The sequence below is a fragment of the Hyphomonadaceae bacterium ML37 genome, assembly GCA_027627685.1.
Taxonomy (GTDB): Bacteria; Pseudomonadota; Alphaproteobacteria; order Caulobacterales; family Maricaulaceae; genus Oceanicaulis.
This window is the reverse complement of sequence record CP091241.1, coordinates 563,798-578,792: the sequence shown is the minus strand read 5'-3', so window position 1 is coordinate 578,792 and position 14,995 is coordinate 563,798. Positions and strand designations below refer to the sequence as shown.

The 14,995-nt window shown below is 67.3% G+C and carries 12 protein-coding genes; 2 read left to right on the top strand and 10 right to left on the bottom strand.

All coding sequences use genetic code 11. The features are described from left to right. From L2D01_02960 to L2D01_02925, 8 genes are all read right to left on the bottom strand, one after another. Entirely contained in the window at positions 1-3,060 is a 3,060-nt protein-coding gene (locus L2D01_02960; GenBank protein WBQ10748.1) for a hypothetical protein, read from the bottom strand. A gap of 325 nt (positions 3,061-3,385) precedes the next feature. After that, entirely contained in the window at positions 3,386-5,239 is a 1,854-nt protein-coding gene (thrS, locus tag L2D01_02955; protein WBQ10747.1) for a threonine--tRNA ligase, read from the bottom strand. A 145-nt stretch (positions 5,240-5,384) separates the two neighbouring features. Then, positions 5,385-6,551 carry a UDP-4-amino-4,6-dideoxy-N-acetyl-beta-L-altrosamine transaminase gene (gene pseC, locus L2D01_02950; protein WBQ10746.1) on the bottom strand — a complete coding sequence of 389 codons (1,167 nt, stop codon included), beginning with the start codon at positions 6,549-6,551 and terminating at the stop codon, positions 5,385-5,387. A gap of 107 nt (positions 6,552-6,658) precedes the next feature. Continuing rightward, positions 6,659-7,492, bottom strand: a complete 834-nt coding sequence (locus L2D01_02945; protein ID WBQ10745.1) for a flagellin — start codon at positions 7,490-7,492, stop codon at positions 6,659-6,661. A 199-nt stretch (positions 7,493-7,691) separates the two neighbouring features. After that, a complete protein-coding gene (locus tag L2D01_02940; GenBank protein WBQ10744.1) occupies positions 7,692-8,033 on the bottom strand; it encodes a flagellar protein FlaG in 342 nt (113 codons plus the stop codon). 207 nt (positions 8,034-8,240) lie between these two features. After that, positions 8,241-9,068: a flagellin gene (locus L2D01_02935; GenBank protein WBQ10743.1), complete on the bottom strand. Its 828-nt coding sequence runs from the start codon at positions 9,066-9,068 to the stop codon at positions 8,241-8,243. A gap of 116 nt (positions 9,069-9,184) precedes the next feature. Beyond that, positions 9,185-10,009 (bottom strand): flagellin, encoded by an 825-nt coding sequence (locus L2D01_02930; GenBank protein WBQ10742.1) that lies wholly within the window; start codon positions 10,007-10,009, stop codon positions 9,185-9,187. Positions 10,010-10,362: 353 nt separating this feature from the next. Beyond that, entirely contained in the window at positions 10,363-11,190 is an 828-nt protein-coding gene (locus L2D01_02925; protein ID WBQ10741.1) for a flagellin, read from the bottom strand. Between the two features lie 277 nt (positions 11,191-11,467). Between L2D01_02925 and L2D01_02920 the strand changes: the two genes are divergently transcribed. After that, a complete protein-coding gene (locus L2D01_02920) occupies positions 11,468-12,022 on the top strand; it encodes a molybdopterin-dependent oxidoreductase (GenBank protein ID WBQ10740.1) in 555 nt (184 codons plus the stop codon). A gap of 129 nt (positions 12,023-12,151) precedes the next feature. Next, positions 12,152-13,738, top strand: coding sequence for an alanine:cation symporter family protein (locus L2D01_02915; protein ID WBQ10739.1), 1,587 nt, complete (start codon positions 12,152-12,154; stop codon positions 13,736-13,738). Between the two features lie 74 nt (positions 13,739-13,812). On the opposite strand, the gene L2D01_02910 is transcribed toward L2D01_02915, so the two are convergent. Further along, positions 13,813-14,604, bottom strand: a complete 792-nt coding sequence (locus L2D01_02910; protein ID WBQ10738.1) for a DUF3445 domain-containing protein — start codon at positions 14,602-14,604, stop codon at positions 13,813-13,815. Further along, the gene (locus L2D01_02905) at positions 14,601-14,969 is read right to left on the bottom strand and encodes a hypothetical protein (GenBank protein WBQ10737.1); all 369 of its coding nucleotides are present in this window, start codon (positions 14,967-14,969) and stop codon (positions 14,601-14,603) included. The genes L2D01_02910 and L2D01_02905 overlap by 4 nt, the downstream gene beginning before the upstream one ends. Positions 14,970-14,995 lie beyond the last annotated feature (26 nt).

Genomic DNA, 14,995 nt, shown 5'->3' with positions numbered 1-14,995 from the left:
CTAGCCGGCCGCTTGCCAGGGCTGGCGCGGATAGCGGCCCTGGGCGCGCGGGTCGGCGGGTCGCGGCGTGAAGCTTTCGGCCACGCCATCGGCGGCGGCGCGCTGTTCGGGGCTGAGATCGCGGCGCAGCGTGGCGGCGCGCGCGCCCGCATCCTCATCGCCGGCATTGGCCGCAATGCGCAGCCAGGCATAGGCGTCCGCCGGGCTTTGCGGCACGCCGAAGCCTTCCTGGAACAGGAGCGCGATATTGAACTGGCTGTCGCGATTGCCGTGCAGCGCCGCCTGCTGGAACCAGCGCGCCGCGGCCGCCTGATTGTCCGGCGTGTCGTCAGCCGCGATGAACAATCCGCCCGCTTCAAACATGGCCAGCACATTGCCGGCTTCCGCCGCGCGCACCATCCACAGGCGGGCGCTTTCCGGATCGGCGGTGACGCCCTGACCGCGCTGCAGCATGCCGGCATAGCGGCGCATGGCGTCGGGCACGCCCTGTTCGGCGGCGCGGCGCATCAGGGCGGCGCCGTCACTGACTGCGCCCGCGTCCATCCGCTCCAGCGCCAGCTGATAACGCGCCACCGGATCGCCGTTCGCCGCCGCGCGCTCCAGCGTCATGGGTTCGGGAGCGGGCTCCGGAGCAGGTGTCGGTGCGGGCGTTTGCGCCGGTGTCTCGGCGCGCGGCTCGGGCTGAGCAGGGACGGGGTCCGCGCGCTGCACGGGCGCCGGCTCAGGCAAAGCCGGGGCGGGTGTGGAGTCTGCGGCGGGCGATGTCTCAGCGTCAGCCTGTGCGTCTGCGTCAGTCGTTTGCGCCTCGTCCGCAGGCGATTCAGATGTCCCGGTCACGGCGGGCGCGGGCTCGGACACGCGCGCGCGCACATCCGGTCCGCTGGCGTCGGCGAACAGCGTGGTCAGGGTCTCTGCCGGATCCGCCGAGGCGGTCACCGGGCGCTCGCCGCCGCCAAAGGCGTCCAGAGCGAGCATGCCCGCCGCAGCGGCCACAGCCGCGAAGCCGAGCACGCTGGCGGCCACCAGCATAACACGGGTGCGGCCCGAACCCGGCTCGGCGGGCGGGCTCCAGTCGGCGCTGGTGGAGCGGTTGGCGCGCACGGTCTTGCGCGCGGCGGCCAGGAAATCGGCGTCGGCGGTGGCGCCCAGACGCGCCGGTCGCGCAGGCTGGGACGGACGGGACGGCGCAGGCTCGGGCGCACGCTCGGTCCAGGCCGGGGCTCCGTATTCGCCCGTAGCGAAGTCCGGCTCGTCCGGCTCGCCTGCGGCGATGTCGAAACTGTCATCCTCGCCAATCGGGTCCTGCAGGCCCGGCGCCTGAGGCAAGGGCGCATCAAAATCCACAGACGCCGACGCGGTCTCGAATGTGTCAAGGGCCACCGCGCGCGGGCGCGCGGGCTGGTCGTCATCACCGCCATCGCCGCCATCATCCCCGCCGCCGCCGCCACGCCGGCGCACAGGAGATTCGGCAGAGTGGCCCTCGATGGCGGGCGCCTTGGCGCCGCCCCGGCGCTCGATGGCTTCCAGCCGGTCAGCCAGCGCCGTCATGGCGCGCTGGACCGGGGACAACACGTCGGCGGTTTCGCTGCGCGCCTGATCGAGGCGCTGATACACCCCGTCCATGGCGTCGGTGATGCGCTGGGCGGTGCGTTCTTCCGAGGCGCGGATGCGCGCATCCAGATCGGCTTCCGGCGCGCGGGCGCGCGCCTGTTCGATGCGTTCGACTACCTGGGCCATGCGTTCGCCTGCCGCCTCGACCGCCTGGGCCGAGCGTTCCTCGGCCTTCTGCACGCGCTCTGCGAGGGTTTCGCCCAGCCGGGCGACCTCTTCGCCGATCCGGCGCACAGCGGCGGTGTTTTCGGCCCGAACCGTGTCGAGCCGGGATTCCAGTCCGGTGTGGTCCTCGCGGGCCCGGCGCGCGCGCTCGGTCTCGCTGAAGCGATGCTCAAGGCGCTGCTCGGCGGCCTCGATGCGCCGGTCGACAGCGCGCGACACGCGCCCGACCTCTTGAGCAATGCGATTGAGCGCGTCGGCCTGGCGCGCCTCCGCCGCGGACAGGCGGCCCTCGGCGGCTTCCAGCGCCCGCTCCAGCCGGCCCGAGCCCGCGCCCGCGCCGTCCAGCGAAGCGATCTGGCGCGCACAGTCCTCGCGGGTCTCGCGAATGATGGCGGCAAGCTCCCGGCCCAGCACCTCGAACCGGCGATTGATCTCGTCGGCGCCCACAGATGACCCCTGACGCGCTTCCAGCTCGCGCAGCCGCGCGTCCAGCGCCTGCTGGGAGCCGGCCAGCGCCTCGGCGGCGCTATGGGTGGCGTTCTCGGCGGCGATGATGCGGCTTTGCAGGCGCCGAGCGATGTCCTCGACGCCGCGCAGGGTTTCGCCCACGCGCTGGGTCTGCGCCTCCACCTGATCGCGCAGCGCCCTCTGGTCATCGCGCAGGCGCGTCTCGGTCTCGTCCAGCCGCGCGCCCAGCGCCTTGGCGGCGCGCTCCGCCCCGTCGCGGCGGCGTTCGTCCTTGTGGGTGAGATTATCCAGCTCGGCGCGCACATCGCGCTCGGTCTCGTACAGGCGCGCAGCGAGCTTGCCCACCGTGGTCTCGACCGCTTTCAGCGCCGCCGGGTCCGCCCAGCCACCCGGCCCGGCCCGCTCCAGACGGCGCAGGCGCTCGAGCAATTCGTCATGGCGCGCGCGGGTGCGCGCCAGCGCCTCTTCAACCTCGCCCTCGTCTTCGTCGCGGGTCTCTTCCAGCGCTTCGAGGCGGCGCGACAGCGCCAGCACCGACTGGTCCACACCGGTCAGGGCCAGGGTCGAGCGCTGTTCGGAGGCCTCCAGCCGGTCGGTCAGCCGGCGAATGACCGCGCGCAGGGCGTCATCGTCATCGCCGTCCCCGCCGCCGCCGCCAAATCCGGGATAGCCCGACAGGCGCTCTTCCCAGTCGGCAGCGCCGGCCTGAGGCCCGTCATCCAGGATCACGCGGTTGAGCCAGTCGCCCAGAGTCATGCCTTCCCGGCGCGCCGCCGTCTTGGCGATCGCGCGGGCGCGGGGGTCAATGCCCTTCACACTCCAAGGCGCCCCGGACGGCATGCCGAATCAACTCCCAAAAACCCATGCTGACGGTAACTGACCCGTTAGTCTTGTGTAAACCAGATGCAAGACCGCAATATCTGGTATCCACACACAATCGGGACGCCGCCGCCGCAGCACACACCATTGCAGAGCTATCAAGAGCGGGCGTTGCGGTTAACGCCGCGTAAAACTGTGTAAACATCCGCCCGATGCAGCGCAGCCGCCACAGCGCGCCGCGCGCCAGGTCAATCAGGACCCAAAAAACAAAACGGGGCGCCCCATGGGGACGCCCCGTCTGAACCATCGCGCAAGCCTTGCGTCAGGCCGCCGGCGCTTGCGGCGGCGGCAGGTCGCGGCGATTGCGCTGCTCGTCGCGCACCCGGTCGATGAAGGCGTCCACGCTCATCACGCCCAGATCGCCGTGATCGCGGTGGCGCACCGATACGGTGCCCGCCTCGGCTTCAGCATCGCCGGCCACCAGCATGTAGGGTATTTTGCGGTTCTGGGCGTTGCGGATTTTCTTCTGCATGCGCTCGGACCCGATATCGGCCTCGACGCGGATGCCGCCATTGACCGTGTCCACATCGCTGCCGAACAGGCGCTCGCGCACCTTGTTGACGTATTCATCGTGACGGTCAGCGATGGGGATGACCACCGCCTGCACTGGCGAGATCCACACCGGGAATTTGCCGGCGTAATGCTCGATCAGGAAGGCGGTGAAGCGCTCATGGCTGCCCAGCGGCGCGCGGTGGATCACATAGACCGGCTGCTTGGAGCCGTCCTCGGCGGTATATTCGAGATCGAAGCGCTTGGCCGCCATGAAGTCGAGCTGGTTGGTGGAGATGGCGTACTCGGTGCCCACCACCGATTTGACCATGAAGTCCACCTTGGGGCCGTAGAAGGCCGCTTCGCCCTCGATCTCCCGGTAGGGATAGCCGGACTCGTCCATGGCCGCTTTCAGGATCGACAGGGCGCGCTTCCACCCCTCCGCATCGTCGACATATTTGTCGAGATTGTCGAAATCGGGCAGGGACAGGCGCATCCAGAAATCGGTGATCCCGAACAGATGATAATAGTGCGCATGCATGTGCATGACGGCCAAAAACTCGTCCTTGGCCTGATCTTCGCGGCAATAGATATGCGCGTCATTCTGGCAGAAGCCGCGCACGCGCATCAGGCCGGACAGGCCGCCCGACGCCTCGAAGCGGTAGACCTGTCCGTATTCTGACAGACGCACCGGCATGTCGCGATAGGACCACTGGTCGTGGCTGTAGATCATGTGGTGGTGCGGGCAGTTCATCGGGCGCAGATAGTATTCCTGCTCGTCGATGATGATCGGCGCATACATATCGTCCGCATAGTAGGGCAGATGCCCGGAGCGGTGATACAGATCGCCCTTGGTGATGTGAGGGGTGGAGACGCGCTGATAGCCCGCCTTGTGCTCGGTCTTGCGCGCCAGCAGCTCCAGCTCGTCGCGGATCACATTGCCCGCCGGCAGCCACAGGGGCAGGCCGGAGCCGACCTCGTCGGCGATGGTGAACAGGCCCAGCTCCTTGCCGATCTTGCGGTGATCGCGCTTGGCCTGCTCCTCCAGGCGCAGAACCTCCGCGTCCAGTTCTTCCTTGGACAGGAAAGCCAGGGCGTGAATGCGCTGGAGCTGGGCGTTGTTCTGGTCGCCGCGCCAATAGGCGCCGGCGATGGAGCGCAGCTTGAAATGGCCCACCTGGCCGGTGTGATCCACGTGCGGACCGCGGCACAGATCGACGAAATCGCCGGTGCGGAAGAAGGTCACAGTCTCTGCGCCCTCGCCCACAACGGACTCGTCGCCGGTCTCTTTCGCGATGGCCGTCGAGCCCTTGTCGCGCAGGAGCTTCAAGAGCTCCACTTTCAGCGGCTGGTTCTGGCGCTCCATATAGGCGATGGCGTCGGCGATAGGCAGCTCTTCACAGACGAAGCGATGCTTGTCCGACCGCATTTCCTTCATGCGCTTTTCAATCTTCGGCAGATCGTCCAGCGTCAGAGGCTCAGGCAGGGTGATGTCATAGAAGAACCCGGTCGCTGTCGCCGGCCCCACGCCAAACTGCGCGTCCGGATACAAATCCTTGATCGCGGCGGCCATCAGGTGCGCGGCCGAATGGCGGCGCGTCTCGACGGGGAAGGCGTCTTGCGACATGGGAGCGGGCTTTCAGATCAGGTCCGGACCAAAACAGCGATGTCCCCCTCGCGCCGGACACGCGAAGGGGAATGGCTGATTTAAGCAATCGCCCCGGACCTGTCCACGCGGGGCGCGCGCGCAGGTGCAGCATGGGTCTGGCGCCTTACAGAGTCAGCGCCCGCTCCAGTGCTTGCGCCACGCGCGCGGGATCCTCGTCGGCCATGCCCGGCCAGAGCGGCAGCGAGAGCGTGCGCTCATAATGGGCCTCGGCGCCGGGCAGCGGTCCGGCGGTGTGGCGGGGGGCGTGGAAGGGCTGGCGGTAGAGCGGAATATAATGAACCTGCGTGCCGATCCCGTCGGCTTTGAGGTGCGCCATCACGTCGGCGCGCGTCACGCCGGCCGCCTGAAAATCGATGCGCACATTATAGAGATGCCGGCACGGATCGCCGGGCGCGTGCGCGGGCGTGCGCACCAGCGGGGCGAGGCCGGACAGCGCGCTCTCATACCGCGCCGCCAGCGCGCGCCGGCGCGCCGCGAAGACCGGCAGGCGCGCAAGCTGCGACCGGCCCAGCGCGGCGTTGATGTCGGGCATGCGGTAATTCCAGCCCAGCTGGACCATTTCATACCACCAGGGCTCGGCCACGCCCTCGCGGCGCTGGAAATGGTCTGGCGAACGCTCCACGCCATGGGACCGCGCGCGGCGCATATGATCGGCCAGCCTGGCCGAGCGCGTCGTGACCATGCCGCCCTCGCCGCACGCCAGCGTCTTGACCGGGTGAAAGGAGAAGGTGGACGCATCGCTGTGATCGCAGGCGCCGGCGGGCCGTCCCTGGCCATCCATCGAACCCAGCGCGTGGCAGCTGTCCTCCACCACCGCCAGCCCGGCCTCACGCGCGGCCTTGCTCAAGGCCTTCATGTCGCACATCGCCCCGGCCAGATGCACCGGCAGCACGGCGCGCGCCGCCGGCCCGGCGCGGCTCAGCGCCTCGGCCAGCGTATCGGGCGTCATCAGGCCCGTGTCAGCGTCCACGTCGGCGAAGATGACTTCGGCCCCGCAATACAACGCCGCATTGGCCGTCGCCAGAAACGTGACGGCCGGCACGATGCACACATCGCCCGGACCCAGATCCAGCCCGTCCAGCGCCAGGTGCAGCGCCGCCGTGGCGCTGTTGCAGGCCACAGCGAAAGGCGCGTCCACGGCGTTCGCAAATTCGGTCTCGAACGCCTCGATCTCCGGGCCCGAGGTCAGGAAATCACTGCGCAGCACGCGCGTGACCGCCTCGATATCGCTGTCGTCAATGGACTGGCGCCCGTAGGGCAGGTCGATCATGGCGCGGCGCTCCAGCTGATCCAGGAAACCTCGTCTGAGTCTCGCGCAAACGAAAACCGCCCGGCGCGTCAGCGCCAGGCGGCTTCTGGTGCGGCGGGCGGGACAGCCTACCGGTTGAACAGCGACAGGATGATCTGCGGCTCGGAGTTGGCGATGGACAGCGCCTGAACCCCCAGCTGCTGCTTGACCTGCAGGGCCTGAAGGCGCGCGCCTTCCTTGGCGAGGTCTGCGTCCACCAGATTGCCCACGCCCTTGGTCAGGGCATCGGTCAGCTTGCCCACAAAGGTGCGGTGCGCCTCCAGCTTCTTGCCGTCAGAGCCCAGATTGGCCAGCGCCTGGTTCACATTATCGAGGCTTTCCGAGATTGCGCTGACCACCTGGCCGGCCAGCGTGACCGTGCCCAGGCTCGCCGTGCTGGAAATGGTCATGATGGCGCCGGAGAAGGACATGTCGTGGGCGGACAGGTTGATGGTGCGGGCCGCATCGGCGTCGGCCAGGAAGTCGATGCCGTTGGTCAGGCTGCCGTTGAGGATGTTCGCGCCGTCGAACTCGGCATTGGAGATGATCACATTGACCTGCTCCATCAGCGCCTTGAAGTCGCCGTCATAGGCCTGGCGTGCGAACGCGTCGATGGACGGGTCCATGGCGGCGGTGGCTTTCTCGCGCATCTCAATCAGGAGATCGGAGATCGCCTCGGCGGCGGCGATGCCCACATCGGTGATGGACACCGCGCGGTCCAGCGAGCCCTGCACTGATCCCAGCGCGCCAATGTCAGAGCGCATGCCCTGCGCGACGGCGAAAACGGCTGAATTGTCCTTGGCGCCCGACACGCGGAAGCCGGTGTTGATCCGGTTCTGGACCCCGTTCATGTCCTGATTGGTCTTGTTCAGGTTCTGCAGGGCGATCATCGCCGAAGTGTTGGTGTGGACGCTCAACGCCATAGGTCTTCTCCTGTATCCCGCCGCCGCATTCCGCAGCGCTGTCGCACGAACAGGAGCAAGGCCCGGACCACATGGCGGGCCAGACTCAGAACCTATTTAAATCATGGGGTTATGGCGATGACGCCGTCGCCCGGTCCGGCCGGACGCGCATGGGTGTGGTTAATTTCTGCCGGGCGGGCCGGTCAGTCTTGCCGGGCGATCAGGCCCGCTGGTCGAGCAATCCGCCCTGTCCGTCGCGCAGATACGCGATCAGATCGAGATAACCCTCCGGCGGCCACTGGCGCATGGTTTCGCCGGTATCGGGATTGAGGATGCGGTAGATGAAGCGGCCGGCGCGGTCCTCGCGGTCTATGAGCAGGCGGGATCGCCCGCTGACATCGAGCTGGGCGCGCATCGCCTCGATCTTGTCCACGGTTTTCGGCAAGGCCTTGCCGGCGGCGGGCTTTGCAGCCGCCACGACCGGTTCGTCCCCTTTGAGGCCGCGCTGAGCGGAGCGGGTCACCGCCACTTCAGCGTTTGCGGCCCATTCAGGGGAGGACATGGCCGTCCCTGACATGAGCGTCGCAATATCTGTCATGTGTCCTGCACGAGACGCCGTTTGCGCGTCTGGCGCCTCCCTGGTTGCACGCCGCCTCCCGGATCGGGAGACATCTGGGTTGTCTTGGCGCCTCCCGGATCGGGAGGCCGGTGAGGACGGCCGGAGGGAACCCCCGTTCGGCTCCGGCCGTCATCCCCGGTCAGGCTCGTCCTAGCGGAAGAAGCCCAGGATCGTGCTCGGCGCCGAGTTGGCGATCGAGAGCGCCTGGATGCCCAGCTGCTGCTTGACCTGCAGCGACTGGAGACGGGCGGACTCTTTGGCCAGATCAGCGTCGACGAGATTGCCGATGCCTTTTTCAAGGGTGTCGGACAGCTTGCCCACGAAGGTCTTGTGGATCTCGAGCGCTTTGGACGACGTCCCCAGCCGGGCCAGCGAAGAGTTGATGGCCGTCAGGGAGTCTTCGATATCGCTCACGATGTCGGACGCCTCGGTAGCGGTCGCAAACGATGCGGTCGCCGCCAGGGCCACGATGGACCCGCCCAGGCTCATGTCCTCGTCCACGACCGAGATCGTGTTGGAGCCGTCAGCATTGGCCAGAGCCGAGATGCCGCCGGTGACCGAGCCGTCGATCAGGTTGACGCCGTTGAACTCGGCGTTCTCCACGATCGTGCCGATCTGATCGCGAAGCGCGGTGAAGTCCTCGTTCAGGGCCGTACGCGACGCCGTGTCCAGCGAGGTGTCGGAAGCGGCCAGCGCCTTTTCCTTCATCTCGATCAGGAGGTCGGAGATCGCTTCACCGGCGGCCAGCGCCACATCGGTGACCGACACGGCCAGATCCAGCGACTGGTTGACGGCGCGCAGGCCGCCCACTTCAGAGCGCATGTTCTGGGCGATGGCGAAAATACCGCCATTGTCCTTGGCGGAGGAGACCGCAAGACCGGTATTGATCCGGTTCTGGACCTGCATCAGGTCCTTGTTGGTCTGGTTCAGGTTCTGCAGGGCGATCATCGCGCCCGGATTGGTATTGATCGTCGCCATTTCTTGGCTCCTTTCGAGGGTCCGTTTCTACGGTTGGACGCGCACATTTTGTGCGCCGTGTCCGGCACCGGTCCGGCGTTCTGCCGTCCCGGCGCCGAATTCAGTCAGGCCTTTTCCTAGCGGAAGAAGCCCAGGATCGTGCTCGGCGCCGAGTTGGCGATGGAGAGCGCCTGGATGCCCAGCTGCTGCTTGACCTGCAGCGACTGGAGCCGGGCAGATTCTTTGGCCAGATCGGCGTCGACCAGATTGCCGATGCCCTTTTCAAGGGTGTCGGAGAGCTTGCCCACGAACGTCTTGTGGATCTCCAGCGACTTGGACGAAGTGCCCAGACGCGCCAGAGCCGAGTTAATGTTGGTGAGTGAGGTCTCGAGAGCCGTGGCCGCCGCCGCAGCATTGGTCGTGGTGTCGATTTCAGTGCCGGCGGTGATGGTGAGGGTCGTGCCGGTGAGGCTCATGTCCTCGGCCGCGACGGTGATGGTGTTCGAGCCGTCAGCATTGGCCAGAGCCGAAATCGCATCGGCACCGTTATTGATCAGGTTGATGCCGTTGAACTCGGCGTTCTCCACGATCGTACCGATCTGATCGCGCAGGGCGGAGAAGTCTTCGTTCAGTGCATCACGCGACGCCGTGTCCAGCGAGGTGTCGGAAGCGGCCAAAGCCTTTTCCTTCATCTCGATCAGCAGGTCGGAGATGGCTTCGCCGGCCGCCAGGCCGACATCGGTGACCGAGACGGCCAGATCCAGCGACTGGTTGACGGCGCGAAGGCCGGCCACTTCGCTGCGCATGCCCTGGGCGATGGCGAAAATGCCGCCATTGTCTTTGGCGGAGGAGACCGCAAGACCGGTATTGATCCGGTTCTGGACCTGCATCAGGTCGCGGTTGGTCTGGTTGAGGTTCTGCAGGGCGATCATCGCGCCCGGATTCGTATTGATCGTCGCCATTTCTTGGCTCCTACGTTTCTACGTGTGAACGCACGCATTTTGCGGGCGGGGCCTTCTGGCCCGCAGGAGCAACAGCAAGCCCGGGGCCAATTGGCGGCCCATGGATGATGATTTTTCAGGTCTTTGTTTTTTATGAGGATTTTTCGGAAGGGCAGCGCGAGGCCGGACGGCATGCGGCAGTTTTTGCCCGGTAAAGCCGCGAGACGCCCGGCAATTTCTACCCGCCGGGCATAATCTGCCGGGTGATTCGGGCGGGGCTGGCGGCGCGACCCGCCGCAGGGTTAATCAAGGGTTAACGCGTTTCGAAGCCAAAGAAAAACCGGGACCGCCATGCGGCGGCCCCGGCACCTTCCCTAGCGGAAGAAGGACAGGACAGACTGCGGCGACGCATTGGCGATGGAGAGCGCCTGGATTCCCAGCTGCTGCTTGACCTGCAGCGACTGGAGCCGGGCGGACTCCTTGGCCAAATCTGCGTCGACGAGATTGCCGATGCCTTTCTCCAGCGTGTCCGACAGCTTGGTCACGAACGTGGAGTGGATCTCCAGCGCCTTCGACTTGGTCCCGAGCCGGGCCAGCGACTCGTTGACCGCATCCAGCGAGGAGGCGATCTGAGAGGCGATGTCCGAGGCCTGGGTGGCGGTCGCAAACGAGGCGGCGGCGCCCACCGTCACAACGGCACCCGACAGGGACATGTCCTCTGAGGGCACTGTGATGGTGTTCGAGCCGTCCTGGTTTGCCAGCGCAACGAAAGCGTCTGTCGAGCCGTCGATCAGGTTCACGCCGTTGAATTCCGCGTTCTCCACAATCGTCGAGATCTGGTTGCGCAGCGCCATGAAATCTTCGTTCAAAGCGCTCCGGCTGGCCGTATCCAGCGATGTGTCAGCGGCAGCGAGAGCCTTTTCCTTCATCTCGATCAGGAGATCCGAGATCGCTTCACCCGCGGCCAGCGACACATCAAGCGTCGCGTTGCCACGGTCCAGAGACTGCTGAACAACCCCATAGCCCGACACCTCGGCGCGCATACGCTGGGCGATGGCGAAAATGCCGCCATTATCCTTCGCACCCGCGATATTGAGGCCCGTATTGATACGGTTCTGCACCTGTTGCAGCTCCATATTGGACTTGTTCAGATTCTGGAGCGCGATCATCGCTCCGGGGTTCGTATTCACCGAGTTTGTCATGGGGGGTTCCTCCGTTCTGGAAGCGAACGGCCGTTTTGGCCGGCGGACATTTTGTCCCGCCGGGGCCAGCGCAAGCCTTGTGCCGCCAGGCGGCTGCAATTCCCGGGCAAATCACATCGGCTTTTCAAGGCATTACCGCGGCCTTACCCATCCGCGCAGGCCCGCGCGCCGATACCGGCCCGGCAAGATCGGGCCCCCCGGCAGGAAGTGCCCGGCGCCTTGCCGTGCGGGGCGCGCCGGGTCATGCTCGACGCCATCGCCGCCAGGGAGGCAGGGTATGGCGCGCTTCAAACCGGTTCTGGCCGCCCTGGCGGCGGCCCTTCTCGTCAGCGCCTGCGAGCCGGGCGCCGCGCCGCCCGCCGCAACCGCTTCGGATGCAATTTCGCCCGTCCTGCTGACCGTCACGGGCGCAGGCGGCCGCCAGCCCGTAGAGGGCGGCCTGTTCGAGCGTTTCGGCGTCACCGGGACCGCCCACACCTTCACCTTCGCCGATATCGCCCTTCTGCCCCATCACGAGATCGCGGCCGGCTATCCGCTGGGCGAGGCCGCCCGCACCTGGCGCGGCGTGCGCCTGAGCGATGTGCTGGACGCGGCCGGCGCCGCGGGCGCCGGCGCGCGCATCACCTGTCTGGACGGCTATCAGGTTGAGATCGACGCCGCCATGATCGCCGCCCACGAGCCAGTCCTGGCCCATTCCGTGGACGGAGAGGCGCTGGTGCTGGGCGAGCTCGGCCCCTTCCTGCTGGTCTGGCCGCGCGACACCGCGCTGGATCTGTCTGACATGACCGATGATCTGTGGGCCTGGGGCGTATTCGCGATTGAGGCGATGTAGCGGCCCGCGCACGGCGCCCACGCGGGCAGGCGCGATGGAAAATCACGCCGTCAGTTGCACGCGGGGACTTCCCGACACGGCTCAGTCTGCCTAGGGTCTCGATAAATCAGGAAATTGCGGGGAACTGGAATGGACAATTTCTTCGACAGCGTCACGATCTTCAGTGACTTTCTGTGGGGCGGCACCTGGGGCGAACAACGCATCCTGCCGGTGGGGATCATCACCATCGCCCTTCTGGGCACCGGCGTGATCATGATGGTGCTGCTGGGCGGGCGTCCGCTCAAGCGGCTCATCCCCGCCTTCGCCGAGCTGTGGGCCGGCCGCAAGAGCGGCGGCGAGGGCGAGATCACGCCCTGGCAGGCCCTGTCCACCGCCCTCTCGGGCCAGGTCGGCACCGGCAATCTGGCGGGCGTGGCCACGGCCATCACGCTGGGCGGGCCGGGCGCGATTTTCTGGATGTGGGTGACGGCCATCTTCGGCATGGCGCTGGCCTATGCCGAATCCTCGCTGGCCGTGCGCTACCGCGAGAAGCATGCCGATGGCAGCTTCCATGGCGGACCGATGTACTACATTCAGAACGGGCTGGGCAAAAACTGGAAATGGCTCGCCATTTTCTTCTGCATCGGCACGATCTGCTCGGCCCTCGTGACCGGCGGCGCACTGCAGGCCAACTCCGTCACCCAGTCCGCCCTCGAGGCGAGCCTCTCGCTCGGCATCGACCTGCCGCGCTGGGTTGTCGGGGCGGTTCTGGCCTTCCTGGTCTTCGTCGTGATCGTGGGCGGCATCAAATCCATCGGCGTGGTCGCCGGACGCGTCGTGCCCTTCATGGCCGTCGCCTACATTCTGGTCGGATTGGTCATTCTGGCCACCCACGCCAGCGAGATTCCCGGCGCCTTCGCCCTGATCTTCACCGAGGCCTTCGGCTTCCGCGAGGCGGCGGGCGGGTTCGCGGGCTATGTGATCATGGCCGCTGTGCGGGCCGGCGTGGCGCGCGGCCTGTTCTCCAACGAGGCCGGTCAGGGGTCCGCCCCGATCGCCCACGCCGCCGCCCAGACCAGCAACCCGGTCAAACAGGGCGAGATCGCCATGCTGGGCGTGTTCATCGACACCATGATCATCTGCACCATGACGGCGCTGGTGATCCTGACCGTGTCGGGCAGCTACGCCAATCTGGACGGGTCCATCGTGGAGTTCGCCTGGCAGTCCGACGCCCTGTCGGCTTCGGCCGTGACAACAGCAGCGTTCGCGGAAGGCATCTACGCGGGGGCCTGGATCATCCTGGCGGCGCAGGGCCTGTTCGCGTTCACCACCATCATCGGCTGGTCCTACTACGCCGAGACGTCGGCCACCTATATCGTCGGCGACTGGGCGGCGCGTCCGTTCCGCTTCATGTGGGTGGGCGTGGCCTTCCTGGGCACGCTGGTGGTCAATGTGGACGGGCTGTGGCGGTTTGGCGACGTGGCCAACTCCATGATGCTGTTCCCGAACGTCATCGCCATCCTGCTGCTGGCCGGCGTCGTACTGCGCTACACCCATGATTACGACCGCAAGGGCATTGTCCCGCCGGCCTGGTACGGCGCCGACGCCGTGCCGTTGAACGCGGCGGCCGTTTCGTCCGGCGCCGATGACCGCCCCGCCCCGAAAGCCAAGGCCGAGCCCGACGCACCGGACGCGCCGGACGGCGGCGGCGGCGATGGCGGTGGCGGCGGCGACTGACGCCGGCCCCTTCAGCCTGAATTGAAGCCCCGGCCCGCCAGCACATGCTGGCGGGCCGGTGTCGTTTTGCGGCTCTACAAATCCGCGAACACCGCCTGCGCATGGCGCTCCAGCGCCGCCCAGCCCTTGTAGGCGCGCCCTTCCGCACCCAGCCCCCGCCAAGCCACAGCCAGCGCGGCGATCTCGTCAGGCTTGAGCGACGCCACCCGATCAAGACACACCCGAATGGTGAACAGCACCGCGCCGGTCTCGGGCAATTTGATGATCGTCTGGCGCTCCACGCGCACATGGAGATGCTCGCACGCCTGGCTCACCGGCGCAGCGGCGGCCGCCGCGCGCAAGGGGACGGCGTCCGGGGTGAAACGCGCATCGCCCCACTGAAGCGTCCAGTTGAAGCGTCCCAGCACCTGGCCCGGCCGCACGGCGTCAAACACCCGCGCAATGCGCGCCGCCAGCGCCTGCCCGTCTGGCACCGGGCCGTGCAGCGCTGTCAGATCGCGCCCGAAGGCGTGATCGACGCTGAAAAATGTGGGCGCGCTCAGCACGATGGCGCCGGTCAGCCAGCGCCCGTCATCGCCGCGCGTCATCACCACCAGATCATCACTGACGAGGCGCGCCGCCGCGATCAAATCGCCTGCGGGCGCGCCGGCTTCAGCGCACACCATGGCGGCGGCCTCGTCCGCCGCTGGGGCCGCATCCGGCGCCTGTCGCCACACCTCTTGGGGCCGCGCCAGCAGGCCCGCCTTCCACTCCAGCACATGCGCCTCGCTGTCGGGAAACAGCCAGCTTGCGGGATCGATGGGCCGCAAGCCCACTGTGAAGCGCGGCGGTCCGGCGCGCCAGGGCGCGTGGGCCGGGCGGCTCACGGATGGATGTCCATACGCCGGCCGGCCCACGCCACGGCCGCCGCCACGACGAGGCCGGCGATGATCCCCACACCATTGGCGCCCAGATCATAGGGCGAGGCCGAGCGGTTGAGCGCCTCGATTGCCTGCAACAGCTCGATGGCGATGCCGAAGCCCGTCAGACCCAGCGCCAGCCAGACCCGCGCCAGCGCCGGAAACGCAAACCGCCCCAGCACCGCCAGCGTGGCAAACGCGCTCATGTGCTCCAGCTTGTCCCAGCCAAACAGGCGCGGCGCGCCCCCCTGGCCCGGCCACAGCGCCAGTCCCAGCACCACAACAGCCGTGAACCAGAACGCCAGCGGCCCCAGCGGCCGCACCCGCGCCATGAGGCGCCCTGCGGCTTGCCGCCAGG

Excerpts from the sequence above, each read along its gene's own strand:
- L2D01_02925 (WBQ10741.1), bottom strand. The coding sequence starts at position 11,190 with ATGACAAACTCGGTGAATACGAACCCCGGAGCGATGATCGCGCTCCAG.
- L2D01_02935 (WBQ10743.1), bottom strand. The coding sequence starts at position 9,068 with ATGGCGACGATCAATACCAATCCGGGCGCGATGATCGCCCTGCAGAAC.
- L2D01_02930 (WBQ10742.1), bottom strand. The coding sequence starts at position 10,009 with ATGGCGACGATCAATACGAATCCGGGCGCGATGATCGCCCTGCAGAAC.
- L2D01_02920 (WBQ10740.1), top strand. The coding sequence starts at position 11,468 with ATGGCGCGCTTCAAACCGGTTCTGGCCGCCCTGGCGGCGGCCCTTCTC.
- L2D01_02905 (WBQ10737.1), bottom strand. The coding sequence starts at position 14,969 with ATGGCGCGGGTGCGGCCGCTGGGGCCGCTGGCGTTCTGGTTCACGGCT.
- L2D01_02945 (WBQ10745.1), bottom strand. The coding sequence starts at position 7,492 with ATGGCGTTGAGCGTCCACACCAACACTTCGGCGATGATCGCCCTGCAG.
- thrS (WBQ10747.1), bottom strand. The coding sequence starts at position 5,239 with ATGTCGCAAGACGCCTTCCCCGTCGAGACGCGCCGCCATTCGGCCGCG.
- L2D01_02940 (WBQ10744.1), bottom strand. The coding sequence starts at position 8,033 with ATGTCCTCCCCTGAATGGGCCGCAAACGCTGAAGTGGCGGTGACCCGC.
- L2D01_02915 (WBQ10739.1), top strand. The coding sequence starts at position 12,152 with ATGGACAATTTCTTCGACAGCGTCACGATCTTCAGTGACTTTCTGTGG.
- pseC (WBQ10746.1), bottom strand. The coding sequence starts at position 6,551 with ATGATCGACCTGCCCTACGGGCGCCAGTCCATTGACGACAGCGATATC.